Origin of the sequence: Streptomyces sp. SID3343 (genome assembly GCF_009865215.1) — a bacterium.
Classification (GTDB): domain Bacteria; phylum Actinomycetota; class Actinomycetes; order Streptomycetales; family Streptomycetaceae; genus Embleya.
Genome location: NZ_WWJX01000721.1, coordinates 1 through 17,897 on the forward strand (window position 1 = coordinate 1; position 17,897 = coordinate 17,897).

The 17,897-nt window shown below is 69.8% G+C and carries 14 protein-coding genes; 9 read left to right on the plus strand and 5 right to left on the minus strand.

Translation table 11 applies throughout. The features are described from left to right. From GT354_RS21725 to GT354_RS21735, 3 genes are all read right to left on the minus strand, one after another. Window positions 1–875, minus strand: an 875-nt coding sequence (locus tag GT354_RS21725; RefSeq protein ID WP_161358031.1) for a serine/threonine-protein kinase, incomplete at its 3' end; no start/stop codon positions are given. 298 nt (window positions 876–1,173) lie between these two features. Beyond that, the gene (locus GT354_RS21730) at window positions 1,174–2,331 is read right to left on the minus strand and encodes an acyl-CoA dehydrogenase family protein (protein ID WP_161358033.1); all 1,158 of its coding nucleotides are present in this window, start codon (window positions 2,329–2,331) and stop codon (window positions 1,174–1,176) included. Beyond that, window positions 2,331–3,350 carry an acyl-CoA dehydrogenase gene (locus GT354_RS21735; RefSeq protein WP_161358035.1) on the minus strand — a complete coding sequence of 340 codons (1,020 nt, stop codon included), beginning with the start codon at window positions 3,348–3,350 and terminating at the stop codon, window positions 2,331–2,333. The genes GT354_RS21730 and GT354_RS21735 overlap by 1 nt, the downstream gene beginning before the upstream one ends. A 301-nt stretch (window positions 3,351–3,651) precedes the next feature. On the opposite strand from GT354_RS21735, the gene GT354_RS21740 reads away from it, so the two are divergent. The 3 genes from GT354_RS21740 (at window position 3,652) to GT354_RS21750 (ending at window position 6,336) form a co-directional block, all read left to right on the plus strand. Next, window positions 3,652–4,719: a hypothetical protein gene (locus GT354_RS21740; RefSeq protein ID WP_161358036.1), complete on the plus strand. Its 1,068-nt coding sequence runs from the start codon at window positions 3,652–3,654 to the stop codon at window positions 4,717–4,719. Window positions 4,720–5,237: 518 nt separating this feature from the next. Next, window positions 5,238–5,693, plus strand: coding sequence for an ATP-binding protein (locus GT354_RS21745; protein WP_161358038.1), 456 nt, complete (start codon window positions 5,238–5,240; stop codon window positions 5,691–5,693). 406 nt (window positions 5,694–6,099) lie between these two features. Beyond that, a complete protein-coding gene (locus GT354_RS21750; RefSeq protein ID WP_161358039.1) occupies window positions 6,100–6,336 on the plus strand; it encodes a DUF397 domain-containing protein in 237 nt (78 codons plus the stop codon). Window positions 6,337–6,387: 51 nt separating this feature from the next. Here GT354_RS21750 and GT354_RS21755 read toward each other — a convergent pair whose 3' ends face one another. Further along, entirely contained in the window at window positions 6,388–7,254 is an 867-nt protein-coding gene (locus tag GT354_RS21755) for a helix-turn-helix transcriptional regulator (protein WP_161358041.1), read from the minus strand. Window positions 7,255–7,705: 451 nt separating this feature from the next. On the opposite strand from GT354_RS21755, the gene GT354_RS21760 reads away from it, so the two are divergent. Next, window positions 7,706–9,184, plus strand: a complete 1,479-nt coding sequence (locus tag GT354_RS21760) for an SWIM zinc finger family protein (protein ID WP_161358042.1) — start codon at window positions 7,706–7,708, stop codon at window positions 9,182–9,184. After that, window positions 9,181–11,949 carry a DUF6493 family protein gene (locus GT354_RS21765; protein WP_161358043.1) on the plus strand — a complete coding sequence of 923 codons (2,769 nt, stop codon included), beginning with the start codon at window positions 9,181–9,183 and terminating at the stop codon, window positions 11,947–11,949. The genes GT354_RS21760 and GT354_RS21765 overlap by 4 nt, the downstream gene beginning before the upstream one ends. A 257-nt stretch (window positions 11,950–12,206) precedes the next feature. Here GT354_RS21765 and GT354_RS21770 read toward each other — a convergent pair whose 3' ends face one another. Continuing rightward, complete coding sequence (locus GT354_RS21770; RefSeq protein WP_161358044.1) at window positions 12,207–12,698, minus strand: hypothetical protein; 492 nt, start codon at window positions 12,696–12,698, stop codon at window positions 12,207–12,209. A 234-nt stretch (window positions 12,699–12,932) separates the two neighbouring features. Here GT354_RS21770 and GT354_RS21775 point away from each other — a divergent pair, with 234 nt between their 5' ends. From GT354_RS21775 to pssA, 4 genes are all read left to right on the plus strand, one after another. Then, window positions 12,933–13,817 carry an NAD(P)-binding domain-containing protein gene (locus GT354_RS21775; protein WP_161358045.1) on the plus strand — a complete coding sequence of 295 codons (885 nt, stop codon included), beginning with the start codon at window positions 12,933–12,935 and terminating at the stop codon, window positions 13,815–13,817. Between the two features lie 120 nt (window positions 13,818–13,937). Further along, window positions 13,938–15,635 (plus strand): amidohydrolase family protein, encoded by a 1,698-nt coding sequence (locus GT354_RS21780; RefSeq protein ID WP_161358046.1) that lies wholly within the window; start codon window positions 13,938–13,940, stop codon window positions 15,633–15,635. Between the two features lie 686 nt (window positions 15,636–16,321). Continuing rightward, window positions 16,322–16,987: a phosphatidylserine decarboxylase gene (locus GT354_RS21785; protein WP_161358056.1), complete on the plus strand. Its 666-nt coding sequence runs from the start codon at window positions 16,322–16,324 to the stop codon at window positions 16,985–16,987. Continuing rightward, window positions 16,974–17,822: a CDP-diacylglycerol--serine O-phosphatidyltransferase gene (pssA, locus tag GT354_RS21790; protein ID WP_161358047.1), complete on the plus strand. Its 849-nt coding sequence runs from the start codon at window positions 16,974–16,976 to the stop codon at window positions 17,820–17,822. The genes GT354_RS21785 and pssA overlap by 14 nt, the downstream gene beginning before the upstream one ends. Window positions 17,823–17,897: the final 75 nt, after the last annotated feature.

A 17,897-nucleotide genomic window follows, 5' to 3' on the forward strand; every position in this document is an offset into this window, starting at 1 on the left:
CACGGCCGAGCCACCCGCTCGGCGACCCACGCGGCGGTGGCCGCCGGCAGCCAGTCGGGGCCCGGGACACCGGCCGCGACCCGCTCCACGTCCTCGGGAGTGGAGCGCAGGGCGGGATCCTTGACCAGGCACGCGGCGAGCAGACCGCGCAGCGACGCGGGCACGTCGTCGAGATCCGGGTCGGCGTCGGCGACGCGGTCGGCGGGGGAGCCCTCGCCGCCCCGGTCGAACGGCCCCATGGCGGTCGCGGCGAACACGAGTACGGACCCGAGCGAGAACACGTCGGATTCCGGGCCCACCGGCAGATCCCGCACCTGCTCCGGGGATCGGAAGGCGGGGGAGTCCAGGACCGTGCCGAGCACGACCCCGTCGGCGGTCACCGACGAACCGCCCGCGGCCCGCGCGACGCCGAACGTCGGCAGCCGCGGTCCGTCGGGACCGAGCAGTACCGCCTCCGGGTCGAGCCGACCGTGCGCGAGGCCGAGCGCATGCAACTGGCCGAGTGCGTGGGCGAGTTCACCGGCCAGCACGCGCACCGCGTGTCCGGGCAGGGGGCCGAACCGGCGCACGGTCTCGGCCAGGGTGGGGCCCGGCACGTGTGTGGTCGCGTACCAGAGCCGGTGCCCGGTGGTCTCGGCGTCCAGGACGAGCGCGGTACCGGGGCCCGGCAACCGGCGTGCGGCGTCGACCTCTTGGCCGAACCGCGCCCGAAACTCCGGATCCCGGCCGAGATCGTCCCGGATCACCCGCACGATCACGGGCACGTCGTCGGGCGCGGCACCGAGGTAGGTCCGAGCCGTGGTCCCTTCACCGAGCCGCCCCACCAATCGGTAGGGACCTACGGTGGGGGGATCCTCGTCGTGCAGGGGCCGCATGGCAACAAACTCCGTTCGCTCACGTGTGAACGGTGCCGAAGTCTGCCATGTCGCAGTCTGCTGCCCGGCCACACCGCCTTCGGAAAGCCGCGAACCTCTCATCACGGGTGTCCTCAAACGCCGGACGGGCTGGTTTGGTTGCCTCGGCGAGGTGGTGAGCCTGGCTTTGCGGGTGTCCTCAAGCGCCGGACGGGCTGGATTGGTTGCCTCGGTGAGGTGGTGGGTCTTGGTTTGCGGGTGTCCTCAAGCGCCGGACGGGCTGGAATCAGCCCGTCCGGCGTTTGAGGACAACGCGGGGTCAGCGGGCTCGGGGGAGGCCCAGGCGGTGTTCGGCGATGTTGTTGCGTTGGATTTCGCTGGTGCCGCCGTAGATCGCCGTCACCGGCGCATCCCGCGCGGCGTGGTCGACGAACCATGCGTCGCCCGGGTCGCCGAGCAGGCCCTCGGCTCCGGCCATGTCCAGGCAGGCTTCCGCGGCGCGGTTGTACGACTCGCTCGCGTACAGTTTCGCGATCGAGCCCTCCGTCGTCGGCAACTCGCCGCGACTGGCGATCAGCGCGGGTCGCAGAGCCAGCAGTGCGGTGATCTCGTTGTCGATCGCGATGCCGGCCAGCCGCTTGCGCACGGACGCGTCGTCCAACGTCCCGTTCTCACCTGCCCACCGGGTGAACCTGCGCAACAGCGAAACGCCCTGGTTCATGTTGCCGAAGACCCCGCGCTCGTACGCGAGGGCCACCTTCATCACGCCCCACCCGCCGTTGATCTCGCCGAGCCGCCAGCGGTCCGGTACCTCGACGTCGGTGAAGTAGGTGATGTTGGTGCGGTCCCCGCCCATCGTCTCGACCGGCTGGAAGGAGATGCCGGGCAGGTCCATCGGCACCAGGAACATGGTCAGCCCGCGGTGCTTGGGCAGTTCCGTGTCGGTGCGGGTCAACAGGATCACGTAGCCCGCCTCGTGCACGAGCGTGGTGAACATCTTCTGCCCGTTCACCCGCCACACCGGCTCGTCCTCGGGGTGCCCCGCGATCCGTTCCGCGCGCGTGGCCGCCGCCGCGACGTCGGAGCCCGACCCGGGCTCGCTGTAGCCCAGCGCCGCGATCGCCTCGCCGCGATGGAACCGCGGCAGTACCTCGGCCAGATGGAACGCGCTGCCGATCTGCTCGACGATGCCCGCCACCAGCATGGTGTTGGCGAGCCCGTAGAACGGCGCGTCGGCGAGCCCGAGTTCGTCGAAGAAGACGTACAGCTCCAACGGGTCGCGCCCGGTGGCTCGCCCCGGACCCGCCATCCCCTCGGCGATCACGCCGGTCGCGGCGAGCGCGCGGTGGAACTCCCAGTCGTGGAACGTGCCCGTGCGCCGGGCCCGTTCGACCATGTCCTCGGTCAGGTGCTCCGCGACGAACGCACGGATCCAACGGCGGAACTCCTCGACCGATTCCTTCGGCTGAAAGTCCATCAGATGCTCCCCACGGGTCCGAAGAGGTCGTCGGCCAGCCGTTGATACGCCTCGTCGGGATCCCCGAGCACCAGTGGCCACCCCCGGGCCCGTCGGAAGTACAGCTGGATGTCGTATTCGAGCGTCACGCCGTAGCCGCCGTGCACGTGCACCGCGCGATAGGTGGCGGTACGCGCGACGTCCGTCGCGGCCAGGAACGCCATCGCCGCGAGCCGCCGCGCGTCTGCGGGGTCGCCCTCGTCGGCGCACCACGCGGCCCGCGCGGCCAGCAGCCTGATCCCGTCGATCGGGCCCACCAGGTCGGCCAGGCCCTGTTGTACCGCCTGGAACGCGCCGATCGGCTTGCCGAACTGTTCACGCTCCTTCGTGTAAGCGACGGCGATCTCCAGGGCGCGCTCGGCCAGCCCGGCGAGCGTGGCCGCCGTGTACAACTGCCATTCGCGCCGCAGCCCGGCGTAGCGCTTGACCGCGTCGTCACCCGTCGCCAGGACCACCCGGCCGCCGTCGTCGTCACGGATGTAGCGGTCGGCCAGCGGGGAGCACGCGTGATTGGGCGGCGCCGCCATGGTCGGCTCGCCCCGTACCGCCACCAACTCGTTCTCGTCCAGGGCCACCACCACGTGCGCGACCGCGCCGCCCGGCACGAGCCGGGCCAGGCCGTCCACGGTGGGCCGCAGGGCCGGTGCCGCGATCAGGGTTCCCTCGGCCACGTCCGCGCCCCACGGGGTGTCGGCCAGGAGTCGGGACGCGGCCAGGTGTCCGCTGAGCGGCACGGGCGCCAGCGCCCGGCCCGCCTCGTGCAGGAGCAGGGTCAGGTCGAGCCGGGTCGCCCCGCCGCCGCCGGCCCGCTCGGGCAGCGCCATGCCGGGGGCGCCCATCGCGGCGAGTCGTTGCCACAGGTCGAGGTCGAATCCCAGGGGTTCGGCCGAGCGCACCGCGGAAATCGGGCAACGATCGGCGAAGAACTCCGAAAAGGCCCCCTGTACCGCCTTTTGATCCTCCGTCGGTTCAAGATCCACCGGCGACCTCCGTTCACAGTGCCCACACGTTTTGTCCAGCCACATCGCGGCCGCACGAGCCGCGAGCGCACGCTAGCGCCTGCCGGTGAAGCCCTCCATGGGCGATGTGGGCGATGTGTGGGAGATCTCGATCCCATGACATTACTCGCCGGTAGCTGACGGGCGGGTCGCGCTTTGCAAAGATCGGCTGCCCGAGTGACAAACAACTAGAACAGGTGCTTTCCGTCGAGCGGCTCCCGGGCGATGATCGACATCACCCATACGATCCGAGTAATGACGGAAAGCGAAGGGAGAACCCGCTGTGCGTGCCTACCGCCACGTGGCGCTGGTGCTGATCGCCCTGCTGGGTGCGGCCCTGATCATCTTCCCGCTGGCCGCCGGCCTGCCGAAGAAGACGCAGGCCGTGGACGATCTGACCAACGATTTCCGCTCCGGCTTCACCAAGTCGGCGATCGCTGAGAACAAGACCGACCTCGCCACGATGAACGCGATGCTCACGCAGCTCCAAGCGGAGACGCTGCCGGGCATGGCCCAACAGGCCCGCACGTCCACGGAGGGGCTCGTCGGCCTGATGGGCATGTCGTCTCCCGAGGTCCCCAAGGGACTCAAGGAAGTCCCGACGATCATGCCGCGCTTCAACAAACTCGCCGGGACGATGGACGAGCAGGCGGGCAATTTCCGCCAGGCCGACGACATCCCGACCTCCGACCTGCCCAATACCGCGGTCACCTATCTCTATCTGATCCCGGGCATCATCCTGCTCGTGGTCGGCGCCGGTGGTCTGCTGCTCTCGTTCACCGGCACCAGGGCGGTACTGACCACGGTGTGCCTGGGGATCGCGGCGGTGATCGGCCTCGGCCTGGTGGTCGGTACGTTCGCCACCGGGGTGGTCGGCAAGACCGAGGCCTCGGAGAAGATGTTCACCGCGTTCCGGCCGACGTTCACCGACGCCGGCTATCAGCAGGCGCACCAGGACCTCAAGACGCTCGGTGACATGGCCGCCGGGATGAAGGCCAAGTCCATCCCCCAGATGGCCAAGATCGCGCAGAAGTCGACCGAGCAGTTCACCGCGGAGCTTTCGACGACCTACCCCGCGGTCGGCAAGGGCCTGTTGGAGACCGATCGCATCCTCGCCAAGTTCAACGCTCTGGTGGACAACATCGGCGCGAACATCGACACCTTCAAGAACGCGGACAGCATCCCCGACAAGGACACCGAGGTCTCGGTGATGCCGTGGCTGCTCATCGGCCCGGGCCTGGCGGTGCTGCTGCTCTCGGGCGTCGCGCTGGTGGGTGGGTACGCCGGTCGCGGCAGGGACGGCTCGGCGGACGGCGCGTCCTCCGGGGAGCCGGCGCCCGCGTCGGTCTGACGGTGTCGCGGGCCCGGGGCGAGGGTCGCCCCGGGCCCGCGGCGTACCCGGACACGGACGCCCCGGCTCGGCTGCGCACGCGGCCTCGGACGCTGCTCGACCCACCGCCCATATCCGGCCGCAGACGTCGCGGGACCCCCGATCGAGACCGCACGGTGACCACTCGCTGACCCGCCGCGAGGTATGTCCGGACTCTTCCCGATGTAAGAGCAAAAGAAAGAAACGACCGGTTCTCTGTTATGTCCCGGAACCGGTCGTGAAGTGGCCTCTGGTCGATCGAAATGCACGTGCATCGGCGCGGTGCAGACGCAGAAATCGTCGATGCACGTGCATCCGGTCTTGCAGTTGGGGTCGGCATCCTCATAATGAAGTAAGTGCATGTGCACGCGCATGTGCATGGACGCTCGTGAGGCCAGCCCTCCCGCCGCGTTCCCAACAGGCCGGGGACCAGTACCCGCTCGGAGGCACGGATGACCGTCGCGAGTCCCGCAGGGTTCCGGACGTCGACGTTTCAGTGGATGGAGCCTCTGGCCGGGGATATGGGACCAACCTCCGATATCGCGATACAGGCCCTCGCCGCTCGACGCGAGTCGGTCAAGGCAGCCCGTGACTTTACTCAGTCGGTGCTCGCGGGCTGGGGTGCCGCCGGCTTGGAGGACGACCTCGCGCTCGTCGTCTCCGAACTCGTCACCAATGCGCTGTGCCACGGTCTGAACGCCGGCCGTGACGATGCGACCGACGTCGCGCACAACATTCAGCTCGCGCTTCTGCGCAAGGGTGAACGTGTGATGTGCGCCGTGCAGGATCCCGGGGAGAACCTGCCCGAGATGCAGGAAGGCGGCGAGGACGAGGAATCCGGTCGCGGTCTGTATCTGGTCGGTTGCTTCAGTGATTCATGGGGTTGGTTCCCGTTGAACGGTATGGGCCGCAGGACCGGAAAGGTCGTCTGGGCCATGTTCGAGATACCCGCCTGAGGACGACGCCGCGCGAGAGCGCGGGGCGCATTGCGTTGCACGTTTGTGGAGAGTTCTAATTCACATCCGGTGTCGGCAACCGTATTAAGACGCCAGGCGTTTACCCGTCGATCCTTCGGCGGGTTTTTCTCATTCTTGCGTCCGCTTCGTCCGGTGCGGCTTAAGCAGGTTTTATGGCCCGCTTGAAAGGCTTGGGAATGGACGAGCCCTCTCGTGTGGGTGGACACGTGCTGCGCTATCATCACCGATGTACGCTGCATATGCATGGTCAGATGCACGTGCATGCGTAAGTCGGACCGGGCCGGGAATGAATTATGACGGACCGGGACGAAGGAACGACACGTGCCGTAACCGGAGGCGGGCGACCGCCGCCGGGTCGCTCGGCGAGAGGTCCAGGAGAAGCGTCATGCAGGCAACGCACAACGGGGTACCCGCCACGACCCTCGACGGGGTCACGTGGCAGAAGAGTCGCAGAAGCAACTCTCAGGGCAATTGCGTCGAAATGGCGGCACTGCCGGACGGCGACTTCGCGGTTCGCAATTCGCGGTACCCCGACGGGCCGGCGCTGATCTATACGCGCGCCGAGATCGAGGCGCTCATCCTCGGGGTCAAGGACGGGGATTTCGACAACCTGCTCGCGTGAGGTTCCACCCGGGGGTCGCTCCACCCGGGTGGTCCGCCTTGTCGACCGCGGTCAGTTCTCCTTCAGGATCCGCTGCAGCAGGTCCACGCTCTTGTCGGGCGGCATGCCGTCGACACTGAGCCGGTCCATGACCTCGGTGTAGGCGTCGACCTCGTCGCGCTTGTCCAGGTAGAGCGCGCTGGTGAGCTGTTCGAGGTACACCACGTCCGGCAGGTCGCTCTCGGGGAAGCGCAGCAACAGGAACGGGCCGCCCTCGGCGGCGTGCGCGCCGAACCGGAACGGCATGATCTGGATCGTCACGTTGGGCAGGGCCGCCATCTCGATGAGATGCCGGACCTGGTCGCGCATCACGTCGCGGCCGCCGATCGGGCGACGCAGAGCCGCCTCGTCGAGCACGACCCACAGACGCGGCGGCTTGTCGCGGTACAGGATCGACTGGCGCTGCATCCGCAGTCCCACGCGGCGATCGACCTCGGCGTTGGTCGCGGACGGCTGCCCGGCGATGACGACCGCACGGGCGTACTCGCGGGTCTGGAGCAGACCGGGGACGAACTGCACCTCGTACGTGCGGATGACCGAGGCGGCCTCCTCCAGGCCGACGTACACCTGGAACCAGCTCGGCAGGATGTCGTTGTAGTTGTGCCACCAGCCCTGCGCGTTGGCCTCCGCCGCGAGATTTTGCAACGCGGCTCGTTCCGTCTCGTCCACGACGCCGTACATCGTCAGGAGATCAGCCACGTCGCGGTCCTTGAAGCTGACTCGCCCGAGTTCCATTCGACTGATCTTGGATTCGGAGGCACGGATCTCGTAACCGGCCTCCTCCCGCGTAATCCCCTTCGCCTCGCGCAGACGGCGAAGCTGGGAACCGAGGAGAATACGGCGAACCGTCGAGCCGCTCCCCGGCTGCGTTGCGGGCATCTGCTACCTCCGGCTGAATGGACCAGCGCATAGTATGCCGGCGCGTTGCCACGCGTCCTCGGATCATGGTTAAAACAGCACTCTCTGACGATGTGCCACCACCCCACCCGGACCGCCCGTGTGACGCCATGTCGGCTTGTCACCGTTCGGGACCCGAGCCCCAGCCGCCCATGCTCGCACAGCGGATAGCACCTAATCGATGCTGTGGTGCAAAGAATCCCCCTCTACTACCGGGTAATCCGGATGTATCCGACGAAGCCGAGGGGCGGCGCAGGGCCGAACGAGGGACGTGAGCAGGCCGGCGCGGACACTACGCGCGCAGAGCGGGCGGCGCGGGTAGCGCTCAGTCCTTTGCCCGATCTTTTCCGTAACCGAGGCAACGACCGAGGGCCGCCGGGCCGTGGTCCACCGGCCGAACACGGTGTCGGCGGGGCTGTCTACGGTTTCGGCCATGTCCTCCCCGGTGCAGTCCTTCACCTATCTGCGACCCTCCGCGCTGCGCGCCGACGACGGCCGAACCTCCCTCGGCCTCCAGACGTGCGGTGGCCTGACCTCACACGGCCTGACACCCTTCCCGCGCTTCTTCTCCGGCTTCCTGACCGCCCCCGAGGCGGCCGCGGGCGGGCTGCTCGCGGTCGCGGACGTCGCGGCGGCGCGTTACTACCAGCCGTTGCGGCCCGGATCGCTGGACCCGGTGGTCACCGGCAACGGGGACCGACTGCGCTTCGAATCCTTCTCCGCGTGCTGTGGCGTGCACGCGCGCCTCGACGTCCTGCCCGCCGGCATCGACGGCGAGATGTTCGGCACCGGGACGACCAACGTGGACGTCAACGCGCCGCTGCGCGAGGCGCTCGCCAAGGTGGGCGGCGCGGACCCCCTGCACCTCGCGGTCGGACCCGACGACGTGACGGTCACCACCTTCGACGGGCCCGTGGTGGAGAAGAAGGTGCCACTGCCCGAGCGCTGGCTGCGCGGCTTCGCCGAAGTCCAGGTGATCTCGGGGGCGTTCGACCTTCGGGCCGAAGTCGCGGCGGGCGAGGCGGTGCGGTTCCTGCGCGCCCTCCCACGCGGCGCCAAGCAGGCGCTGTGGGCGGTGCCGGCCGGTCGGTCGCTGCGACTCACCGCGCGCCCGGTGGCGGGCGCGGTGTGCCTGCCGGGGGCCGATCGACTCCAGGCGCTGACCCGGATCCTGCGGCACGCGCTCGCGTTGCGCGTGTACGGGCCCGTGGTGGGCCCGCGCAGCACGGCGGTCTCCTCGGCGTGGGAGATCGAACTCCCGGGCATGCGGCTGACCCTGACGCTGTCCCCCGACCCCGCGCGGGGCTTCTCCGGCGAGGGCGCGGTACTGACCGGGCTCGCGGGCGACACGAGCGGCGAGGACGCCGACCTGATCTCGGCGCTGCTCGCGTGGGAGCCCAGGATCGAGATCGGCGAACTGGTCGCCGGGTCGGGGCTGACCGCCGAGCGGGTGCGCTCGGCGCTGGTACGTCTGGGCACCGGCGGCCGGATCGGCTACGACGTCGCGGAGGCCGCCTACTACCACCGCGAACTGCCGTACGACACGGGCAGGGTCGAGCGGATGAACCCGCGTCTGCGGGACGCGCACGCGCTCGTGGCGGCGGACGCGGTGACCCTCGACGGGGAGAGTGCTCGGGTGGTCAGTGGGGACCGGACCTATGGGCTGCGCCTGGTGGGGGACGGAAGTTGTACGTGCCAGTGGTGGGCGGAGTATCGCGGCGGGCGGGGGCCCTGCAAGCACTTGTTGGCGACTCAGATCGTGCGGAGCCGGGCGACGGGCCAGGGCTCGGGGGCGGGCTCTGCGGGACCGGCCTCGGCGCCGGCCACTTCCGCGGCCTCGACCACCACTGCTACGTCGACCACCACTGCTGGTTCGACCACCACCGCGACCGAGCAGGAGACGAACCGATGACGGCCTCGATCGACGACCGCGCCGAACCGCTCACGTGGGAACGGTTGCGCGCGCTGGCCCCGGACGAACACGCCGCCATGGTCGCGGCCTTCGCCGGCCGCACCGAGGCCGAGCGGCGCGCGTTGGTGCCGGACATCAAGGAGTCCGTCAAGAAACTGCGCGACGCCGAGGGCTTCACCCACCGCAGGCTGGTTCCGATCCTGCGCGTGGCCGGCGCGGCCTGTCTGGGCGGCGCGGCGACGATCGCCCAGTGGCTGGCCCGACGCGACCTGCAATGGGGTGCCGTCGGCTCCCACCGGCCCGTGCTCGCGGTCCTGCGCGACCGCAAGCCGGAATGGATACCCGAGATCGCCGGGCGGCTCGCGGCGAAGCTGCCCGCCGACGCGTGGTCGGACGACTGGGACCTCGCCGACCTGCTCGCGCGAGCCGGTGGCCTGCCCGCCCCGACGTCCGACGGCTATGTGCTCGGCTGGGTCCGGCACCGCAGCGGCGCCACGCGCGGCACCGGCGCCCGATCGCTCGCCGAACAACTCGGCGGGGACGCCTACTTCCTTCCTCTGCTGCCACACCTGTTCGAGGTCGCCGGGGTCGGTCAGCTCATCGAGCAGTATGAGGCGTGGTCGGGCAAGGGCGACGGTTGGGGCCCGACGCTCGTGCAACTCACCGAAGCCCGGCCGGTGGAGCGCGAGGTGGTCCTCGACGGCTGTGTGTCCCGGCTCCTGCGCAGTGAACGCCCCGGCGCGCTGCGCGCGTTCGTGCGTATGCACGAGCAACTGAAGCCCACCGAGGACGAGCTGGCCGCGCGCACGACGGCCTACCTGCGGCTGTTGCCCGACGCGCCGTCCCCCGTCGCCGGTCTGGCGCAGGACGTGCTGCGCGGGCTCGACGCCGCAGGCCGGCTGAGCGCCGAACAGGTCGCGGAGGCGAGCCGATCGGTGCTGTTCCGGGCCGAGAAGAAGCTCGTCCGAACCCAACTGACCTGGCTCGGCCAGGCGCTCAAGCGACACCCGGACCACGCGGAGGTCCTGCTCGTGAGCGCGGGCACCGTGTTCGGGTCGCCGGCCACGGACCTCCAGGAGCGGGCCGTCGCGCTGATCGCGAAGCACACGGCGAAGTGGCCGGCCGACCGAGTGGCGGCCCTGCGGGCCGAGTTGCGCGACTCGCTCGGACTGCTCGGGGACGTGATCCGGGCAGAGGCGATCGCGACGCTCGGCGGCGCCGGCGAGGAGGTCGAGCCGACCGAGGACTTCGACCTTCCGCTGCTTCCGCCCGCGCCGCGGGAACTGCCGGCGCCGATCGCCTCGCTCGACGAACTGGTCGAGGAGATCTCGGTGTTGTTCGCCGGGACGGCCTCTCCGTGGGTGAGTTGGCGCGGACGCAGCGCGGACCCGATCGCGATCGAACGGATCGTCTCCGCGCTGCTGCGCGAACACGCCAACGACCGGGCGGCGTTGCACGCGGCGCTGCTGCCGATCACCGAGCGGCACGCGCACATCGTCGAACAGAGGTGGTTCGCCCATCAGGTCCAGGGGGCGATCGGTGCGATGGTCGCCGCCGCGACCGGTCTGGGCGGCAGCCGCCCGGGCTGGTTCCGCAGTCTGTTCGGCAAGGCGGCGGCGCCCGACTCCGATCTCGACATCATCCCGGGCGGCAAGCCCGAGATCGACCGGATCGAGGCGCCCCAACGCTTCCTGCTGGCGCGCCTGTACGAGGTCGCGCAGCGGCTTCGGGTGCCGACGTCGGGCCCCTACCTCGCCGAGATCGTCACGGCGACCGGCCACGTGGACCCCGAGGCCCTCGTGGCGGGCCTGGAGGAGTGGGAGAGCACGGGCGCGACCCCGTGGCGTCGGGACGTCGATCAGGCCCTCCTGCGGCTGCCCGCCGACCTGGACCCGGCCCTGGTCGCCCGCGCCGGTCGGCTCACGTCGCCCGCCGGCCTGCGGGTCGCGAAGACCTTCGCCGCCGGCGGCCTGCCGCCGGGGATCGTGGACCACAAGCGCTTCGACCGGGTGCACCGCGAGTACGTGTCGGCTACCCGCAAATGGATCCACCTCGACGGCCCGCTCGCGTGGGTCGCGCCGATGCCCGACGGTCTGCTGCCGGAGAGCGCGGGATCGCTCTACTCCCTGCTCGACCCCGGCGACGTCGTGCGTCGGCGGGCGTGGTCCGAGTCCACCGATACGGACCTGCGCTGCTGGACGATGATCCTGCCCCAGGCTCGGGACGTACTCGCCGCGCACCTCGCGATCCGCACCCAGTCGTCGATCGACCGGGCCTGCCGCGGCGCGGAGGCGTTGCCGCTGCTCGCCGAGGCGGAGGGCCCGTTGGGTGCGGGCATGTCGATCGCCCTCACGTACGCTTTCGGCGCGCACGTCCCCGAGGACCGCACGGCCGCGGTGGACGCGTTCATCACCCTGGCCGCCCGGGACGAGCCGTGGGACGCGGGCGCGCTGGGCCGCGACATCGGCGAGGCGATCCGTACCCGCGGGCTCAAGACGAACCGAGTGGTGGCCTCCCTCCAGGAGGCTGCCCGCGCGGGTGCCCACGAGGCCGTCTGGGGCGTGCTCGGCGGCCTCCTTCCCGACCTGCTGTCCGGCCGGAAGGCGACGGGCATCCCCGCCGCCCTCGCGCTCGCGGCGGAGACCGCCGCGAAGTCCGGTGCGCGTGACGTCCCGATCCGCGGTCTGGACGCGTTGGCCGACAAGAAGAGCGGTTCACGCGCGGTCGTCGAGGCCAAGCGGCTGCGCAAGGTCCTGACGGGCTGAGGCACGGGGGCGCGGTGCGAACAACGCGCACCTATGCGTGCGTGCGCCGCGAAGACTGTAAGGAACGGAGACGGTAAGGAACGAAGACTGTGAGGAACGGAGACTGTAAGGAACAAGGAATCGGGGAAGGGACACCGCGACCCGCCCGACCGTACGGGCCGCGCCGACGGGGGAGCGGGTCGTCGGGGGCTCGTGCGGCGCCGCTGCGGCCGGTGTTGCCCGAGTCGCTCCATCGCTCGTGGGCGGTCTCGGTCCCGTCAGTGCCGGATCACTCGTCCGACGTCGGCCTTCGTCGCGCCCGTGAGTTTGAAGTGGCTGCGGGCGGTCGCCTTGCTCTGCTTGCCCGCTCCGACGTCGTCCACGGTCAGGACGACGGCGTCCAGGAGCTTGCCGTCGTCGTTGCGGAATTGGACCAGCAGGGTGTAGTCGGCGGTCTTGTCCGTCTTGTTGTCGACGGTGACCTCCGCCTTGGTGCGGTCGCCGTCGGCCTCGGGGCGGCCGATGGACGCGTCCGACTTGGCGTCGAGGCCGCCCTTGATCTCGTCGAGCTTGGCCGCCGCGCTCGCGCTCGCCGACGCGAGGGCGTCCTTGGCGTCCTCCCCTGCGGATTCGAGCGCGGACGGGATGGTGGTGGGCGCCGACTTGTTGTCGCCACCGCCGTTGTCGTCGTCGCCGCACGCCGCCGCGGTCAGGGTCAGGGCCGCGGTGATCGTCAAGGCTGCCGCGGTTCGGCCGTACTTGCTCGCCATGTTCGTCGCTCCTCGCGTGACACGCCGCGGGACCGAAGCGCCTGCGGACGAACAGCCGTGTGTCCGTACACCGGGACACGTAAACCCCGCACCACCCGCTCCCGCGCCGCGCGGTGCCTCCGACCAGGACACTTACCCATTCGTCGGTACCTGACTTCGATGTAGGTACTTGTGGGTCGGATCGTGTGAATCAAACATGGTGGAACACCCGCCGCCACCAGTTGGAGAAGCACGATGAACGCTCGCAACACACCCGTCACGGTTCTCGGTCTGGGCGCCATGGGACTCGCCGTCGCCGACACCTTCCGCCGCGGCGGCCACGCCACCACGGTGTGGAACCGCACCCCCGGCAAGGCCGACGACCTCGTCACCAAGGGCGCCGACCTCGCCGCGAGCGCCGCCGACGCCGTCGCCGCCTCGCCCGTGGTCGTGGTGGTCCTGCTCGACCACGCGTCGGTACACCGGACCCTCGACCCACTCGCCGACGTCCTGGCCGGCCGCGTCGTCGTCAACCTCACCACGACCACGCCCGAGCAGGCCCGCGAGAGCGCCGCGTGGGCGGCCGAACACGGCATCACGTATCTCGACGGCGCGATCATGGCCGTCCCGCCGATGATCGGCCTGCCGGTGGCGTCCCTGTTGTACAGCGGCTCCCAGGCCGCCTACGAGGCCCATCGCGCGCTCCTCGACCTGCTCGGCGGCGCGCAATACTTCGGCGCCGACGCGGGCCGTGCGTCGCTGTACGACCTCGCCCTGCTCGGCGCGATGTACTCGATGTTCGCAGGCTTCGCGCACGGCGCCGCGATGGTGGCCACCGAGGGCGTACCCGCTGCCGACTTCGCGCGGATGGCCGGCCCCTGGATCAACGCGATGACCACGTCACTGCCCGCGCAGGCGGAGTTCTTCGACAAGGGGGAGTACGCCGCCGAAACCCAGAGCCTGAACTTCAACAAGCTCGCGCTCGACGCCATCGTCGAGACGAGCCGCGATCAAGGCGTGGCCGTCGACGTACCGGCCGTGGTCCAGACCCTGATCGACCGCCAGGTGGCGGCCGGCCACGGCACCGACAGCTTCAACCGGATCTTCGAGAGCATCCTGCGCCCCGCCTCGCGCGCCTGAGCGGCGAAGCCCGGGGCAACCGCGTCGGACCCTTGAATACTTCACCAAGTTAAGTTACAACACGTAACGTAAATCCCGAGGAGCGCAGCCGGGCACACCCCACAAGAGGGAGCACACGCGATGGCCGATCTGTTGGTACGTGGAGGAACCGTCGTGGACGGAACGGGCGCAGCCCCCGTCCGCGCCGACGTGCGGGTGCGGGACGGGGTCATCGTCGAGGTCGGCCCCGACCTCGCGGCGGGGGACGGCGAGCGGGTGATCGACGCCGGCGGCGCGTACGTCGCGCCGGGCTTCATCGAGGCGCACACCCACGTCGACGGCGCGATGTGGTGGAACCCCGACCTGGACCCGCTGCCCGCCTACGGCACGACCACCGTGGTGTTCGGCAACTGCGGCATGTCGGTGGCGCCCCTGCAGGAGAGCGCGCGCGGCCCGGTCCTCGACCTCTTCTGTTTCCTGGAGGACCTCCCGCTCACCGCCTTCCAGGACCGGGTGCCGTGGACGTGGGAGCGCTGGCCGGAGTATCGCGACGCGTGTCGTGGCCAGGCCGTGTCGGTCAACGTCGCGGGCTTCGTCGGTCACCTCACCCTGCGCACCACGGTGATGGGGGCGGAGGCGTCGTGGTCGCGCGCGGCCACCACCGAGGAGATCGCGGAGATGGCCGCACTGCTCGACGAGTCGTTGACTCATGGAGCAATAGGTTTGTCGACGAACGTCTTCGACAAGGACCGCTACCTCAAGCCCGTGCCCACTCGGCTCGCCGAGGACGCCGAGTTCGAGGCGCTCGCCGACGTACTCGCGCGACACCCCGGCGCGACGCTCCAGATGATCACCCGCTTCAACGAACCGGAGAGCATCGACGCCGACGTCGAGCGCTTCGCCCGGATCTGCAAACCGCGCGGAATCCGCGCCCAGTGGACGGCCATTCCCTCCACCGTGCGCGAGGACTACCTGCGGGAACAGACCATCGCGCTGCACCGCAGGCTGCGCGCCGACGGCGTCGACTTCTGGCCGAACGTCCCGCACAAGCCGTTGGAGCCGTTCTTCAACTTCGAGCGCGCGCTCACCTTCCAGCGAGTCGCGGCGTGGAACTCGTGGATCAACGGCCCGGCGGAGACCAAACTCGCCACCCTGGCCGATCCGCAGTGGCGCGCCCAGGCCCGCAAGGACTGGGACAACCGCGTTTCGTCGTCGACATCTCGACTGGATCGCCCGGACTCGCTGATCTTCGCGATCTCCGAGACCGGCCACGGGCCGTTGGACATCTCCCTCCAGGCGTACGCCGACCGGGAGGGTCTGCACATCTCCGACGCATTGGCGACGTGGATCGGCAACAACGGCATCCTGTCCTGCCTGCGCGGCATCCCGGACGAGTTCGACGAGCCGGTCGTCGCCGGCCTGTTCAACGAACCGCACACGCTGACCAACATCAACGACTCGGGGGCGCACCTGCAGTTGTTCTGCGGCTCCGGCGAGAATGTCTACCTGCTGACCCGCTACGTGCGCGACACCGGCCTGATGAAGGTCGAGGAGGCCGTACACAATCTCACCGGCAAACTCGCCGGCTTCTTCGGCCTGCACGACCGCGGGGTGATCGCCCCGGGCCGCGCGGGCGACCTGGTCGTGTTCGCGCTCGACGAGATCGAGGTCCGGCCGGAGGAGAAGCGCTACGACAACCCGGACGGCTCGTGGCGGTTCACTCGCGGCCCGGCCGGTGTGCGCGCGACCATCGTGCGCGGCGTCCCGACGGTGCTCGACGCACAGCCCACCGGCGAGCGCCCGGGCACGATGATCGGACTGAGCACAGCACAAGCCTGACGCCACCCTGGGCGCGTCCCGACACCTCGCGACGCCCCGCGACACCTCCCGAAGGTCTCGCGAAGCCTCGTGACGCCTCGTGACGCCTCGCGACGCGCCCAGGACCGACGTCTCTCGAAAGTCCGCTCGAAGGGTCCCTCCGCAAGTCCCTCCGGAGGTCCCGTCAAAGGTCTCTCGGCGCTCTCGAAAGGTCTCGCATAACGTCTGTCGAATCGTCCCCTGGGAGATCCTTCGCAAGGTCTCCCGGACGGCACTACGCAGCCGTCTCCCACACATCTCCGACGCTTCTCTGACGCATCGTCACAAGAAGGCGTTTACCCTTGGGCACGGCGGTGGATCGACCGATCCGCCGCCGTGTCACGGTTTTGTGACGATCCGCCATGGTCCAAGCCAAGCGGCTCGGGCCGGCGCGACGCTACGGCCTACGTGATCGACGCCACGGACCCCGTATGGGAGCGGGACCCGCGGCCTCTTCACAGCAGGTATGTGCGGAGGGCAACCTTGTGGATACGGGCAACCGGTTCCCAGGCCAAGAAACACCCAAGTCGCGTCCGAAATACGCCGATTTGGGCAAACCCGGCGCGCCGTGGGTGATCATCGCCCGCAGCGCGATGACCCTCTGTCTAGGTAGCATCCGCCGAGTGCCGCCCGTTACCGACGGGCACGCCCCCCGACAAAGGTTCTCGATGAGTGACGATTTCCCCACGCCGGTACCGGCGGGGTTCGCGGCGAGTCAGCGACCGCGCCTGGCCAAGGGAGCTTCTCCCTGGCTGGTGCCGACGGCTCTGACCGGCGCGCTTACCGGTTTGGCCGCACTGCGTAACCGGCGCTGGGCCTTCGCGGCCGTGCCGACGCTGGCGCTGACCGGCGGCATGTTGTGGTTCTTCCGTGACCCGGAGCGAACCATCGGCACCGAAGGCGTGATCGCCTCGGCCGATGGAGTGGTCCAAAGCATCGACGCGTGGCCGGACGGCCGGACCCGGATCGCGACGTTCATGAGCCCGCTCAACGTCCATGTGAACCGCGCGCCGCTGGACGGCGTCGTGAAGTCCGTGGAACACAAAGCGGGCGGCTTCGTCCCGGCCTTCAACAAGGAGAGCGAGCACAACGAGCGCGTTGTGTGGATCTTCGACACCGCGATCGGCGATGTGGAACTGATCCAGATCGCCGGCACCGTCGCGCGTCGCATCGTGCCGTACATCGAGCCGGGCACCGAGGTCGCGTGCGGCGACCGGATCGGGCTGATCCGGTTCGGCTCGCGCGTGGACGTGTACCTGCCGCCGGGCGTCGAGCCCGCGGTTACCGTGGGACAACGGACAACAGCGGGAGAGACGCGTCTTGACCGGGACTGATTACGACGATACGACCGACCTGGATGGCCCGGAACTGAACATTCTGGGCACTCCGGTCGAGGACGATCCACAGGCGTGCCTGTCCTCGCGGATCTCGATGGCGGACGTCCTCACGCTCGGCAACGCGGCGTGCGGGTTCCTCGCGATCTACTTCCTCGCGTGGGCGACGATCAAGTCGCAGATGGACGACAGCGGGGTACCCGCCGACCGGCGCAGCGCGGCGGCCGCCGTCGTGCTGATGCTCATCGGCGCCTTGTGCGACCTGTGTGACGGCATGGTGGCGCGCAAGCTCCGGATGTCCTCGCTCGGCGCGCAGTTGGACAACCTCGCCGACGTCATCACGTTCGGCGTCGCTCCGGCGTTCTTCGTGGTCACGTGGGCGGCCGTACCGTTGGAGCCCAGCCGGGCCCCGGCCGTGCTGGTGGCGTTGTCGATCCTGCTCGCCGGCGTACTGCGCCTGGCGAGATTCGCGACCACCCCGGGTCGCCCCGGGGTCTTCCAAGGCATGCCCATTCCCATGGGCGCGATGACGGTCGTGTCGATCGTGCTGCTCGACCTGCCGTTCACCCCGGCGGCCGTGCTGATCGTGGCGGTGGCCGCGCTCATGGTGAGCCGGGTCGAATACCCCAAGCCGCAGGGCAACCTCGCGATCCTGGTCATGGCGGGCATCGCGCTGAGCATGAGCTGCCTGGCCGCGTGGGCTGCCGATGCCCCCGGCAGCGACTGGATCCTGGACATGGGTTGCACCGTGCAGGTCACCCTGGCGCTGCTGGTGCCCGCGATGGCGATGGCCCGCAAGGGCGTCGAGCGCATCGGTCTTCGGATGATCCGCTAGAGGGTCCACCGGCCGCGCCGCGCCGCGCGAAGCGAAATCGAGAGTCCGCCGTCACCCACGAGGTGACGGCGGGCT

What these genes read in the sequence shown, in the direction of transcription:
- GT354_RS21750 (WP_161358039.1), top strand. Translation starts at nt 6,100, where the DNA reads ATGCAGGCAACGCACAACGGGGTACCCGCCACGACCCTCGACGGGGTC.
- GT354_RS21760 (WP_161358042.1), top strand. Translation starts at nt 7,706, where the DNA reads ATGTCCTCCCCGGTGCAGTCCTTCACCTATCTGCGACCCTCCGCGCTG.
- GT354_RS21730 (WP_161358033.1), bottom strand. Translation starts at nt 2,331, where the DNA reads ATGGACTTTCAGCCGAAGGAATCGGTCGAGGAGTTCCGCCGTTGGATC.
- GT354_RS21770 (WP_161358044.1), bottom strand. Translation starts at nt 12,698, where the DNA reads ATGGCGAGCAAGTACGGCCGAACCGCGGCAGCCTTGACGATCACCGCG.
- GT354_RS21745 (WP_161358038.1), top strand. Translation starts at nt 5,238, where the DNA reads ATGGAGCCTCTGGCCGGGGATATGGGACCAACCTCCGATATCGCGATA.
- GT354_RS21765 (WP_161358043.1), top strand. Translation starts at nt 9,181, where the DNA reads ATGACGGCCTCGATCGACGACCGCGCCGAACCGCTCACGTGGGAACGG.
- GT354_RS21775 (WP_161358045.1), top strand. Translation starts at nt 12,933, where the DNA reads ATGAACGCTCGCAACACACCCGTCACGGTTCTCGGTCTGGGCGCCATG.
- GT354_RS21780 (WP_161358046.1), top strand. Translation starts at nt 13,938, where the DNA reads ATGGCCGATCTGTTGGTACGTGGAGGAACCGTCGTGGACGGAACGGGC.
- GT354_RS21785 (WP_161358056.1), top strand. Translation starts at nt 16,322, where the DNA reads ATGAGTGACGATTTCCCCACGCCGGTACCGGCGGGGTTCGCGGCGAGT.
- GT354_RS21755 (WP_161358041.1), bottom strand. Translation starts at nt 7,254, where the DNA reads ATGCCCGCAACGCAGCCGGGGAGCGGCTCGACGGTTCGCCGTATTCTC.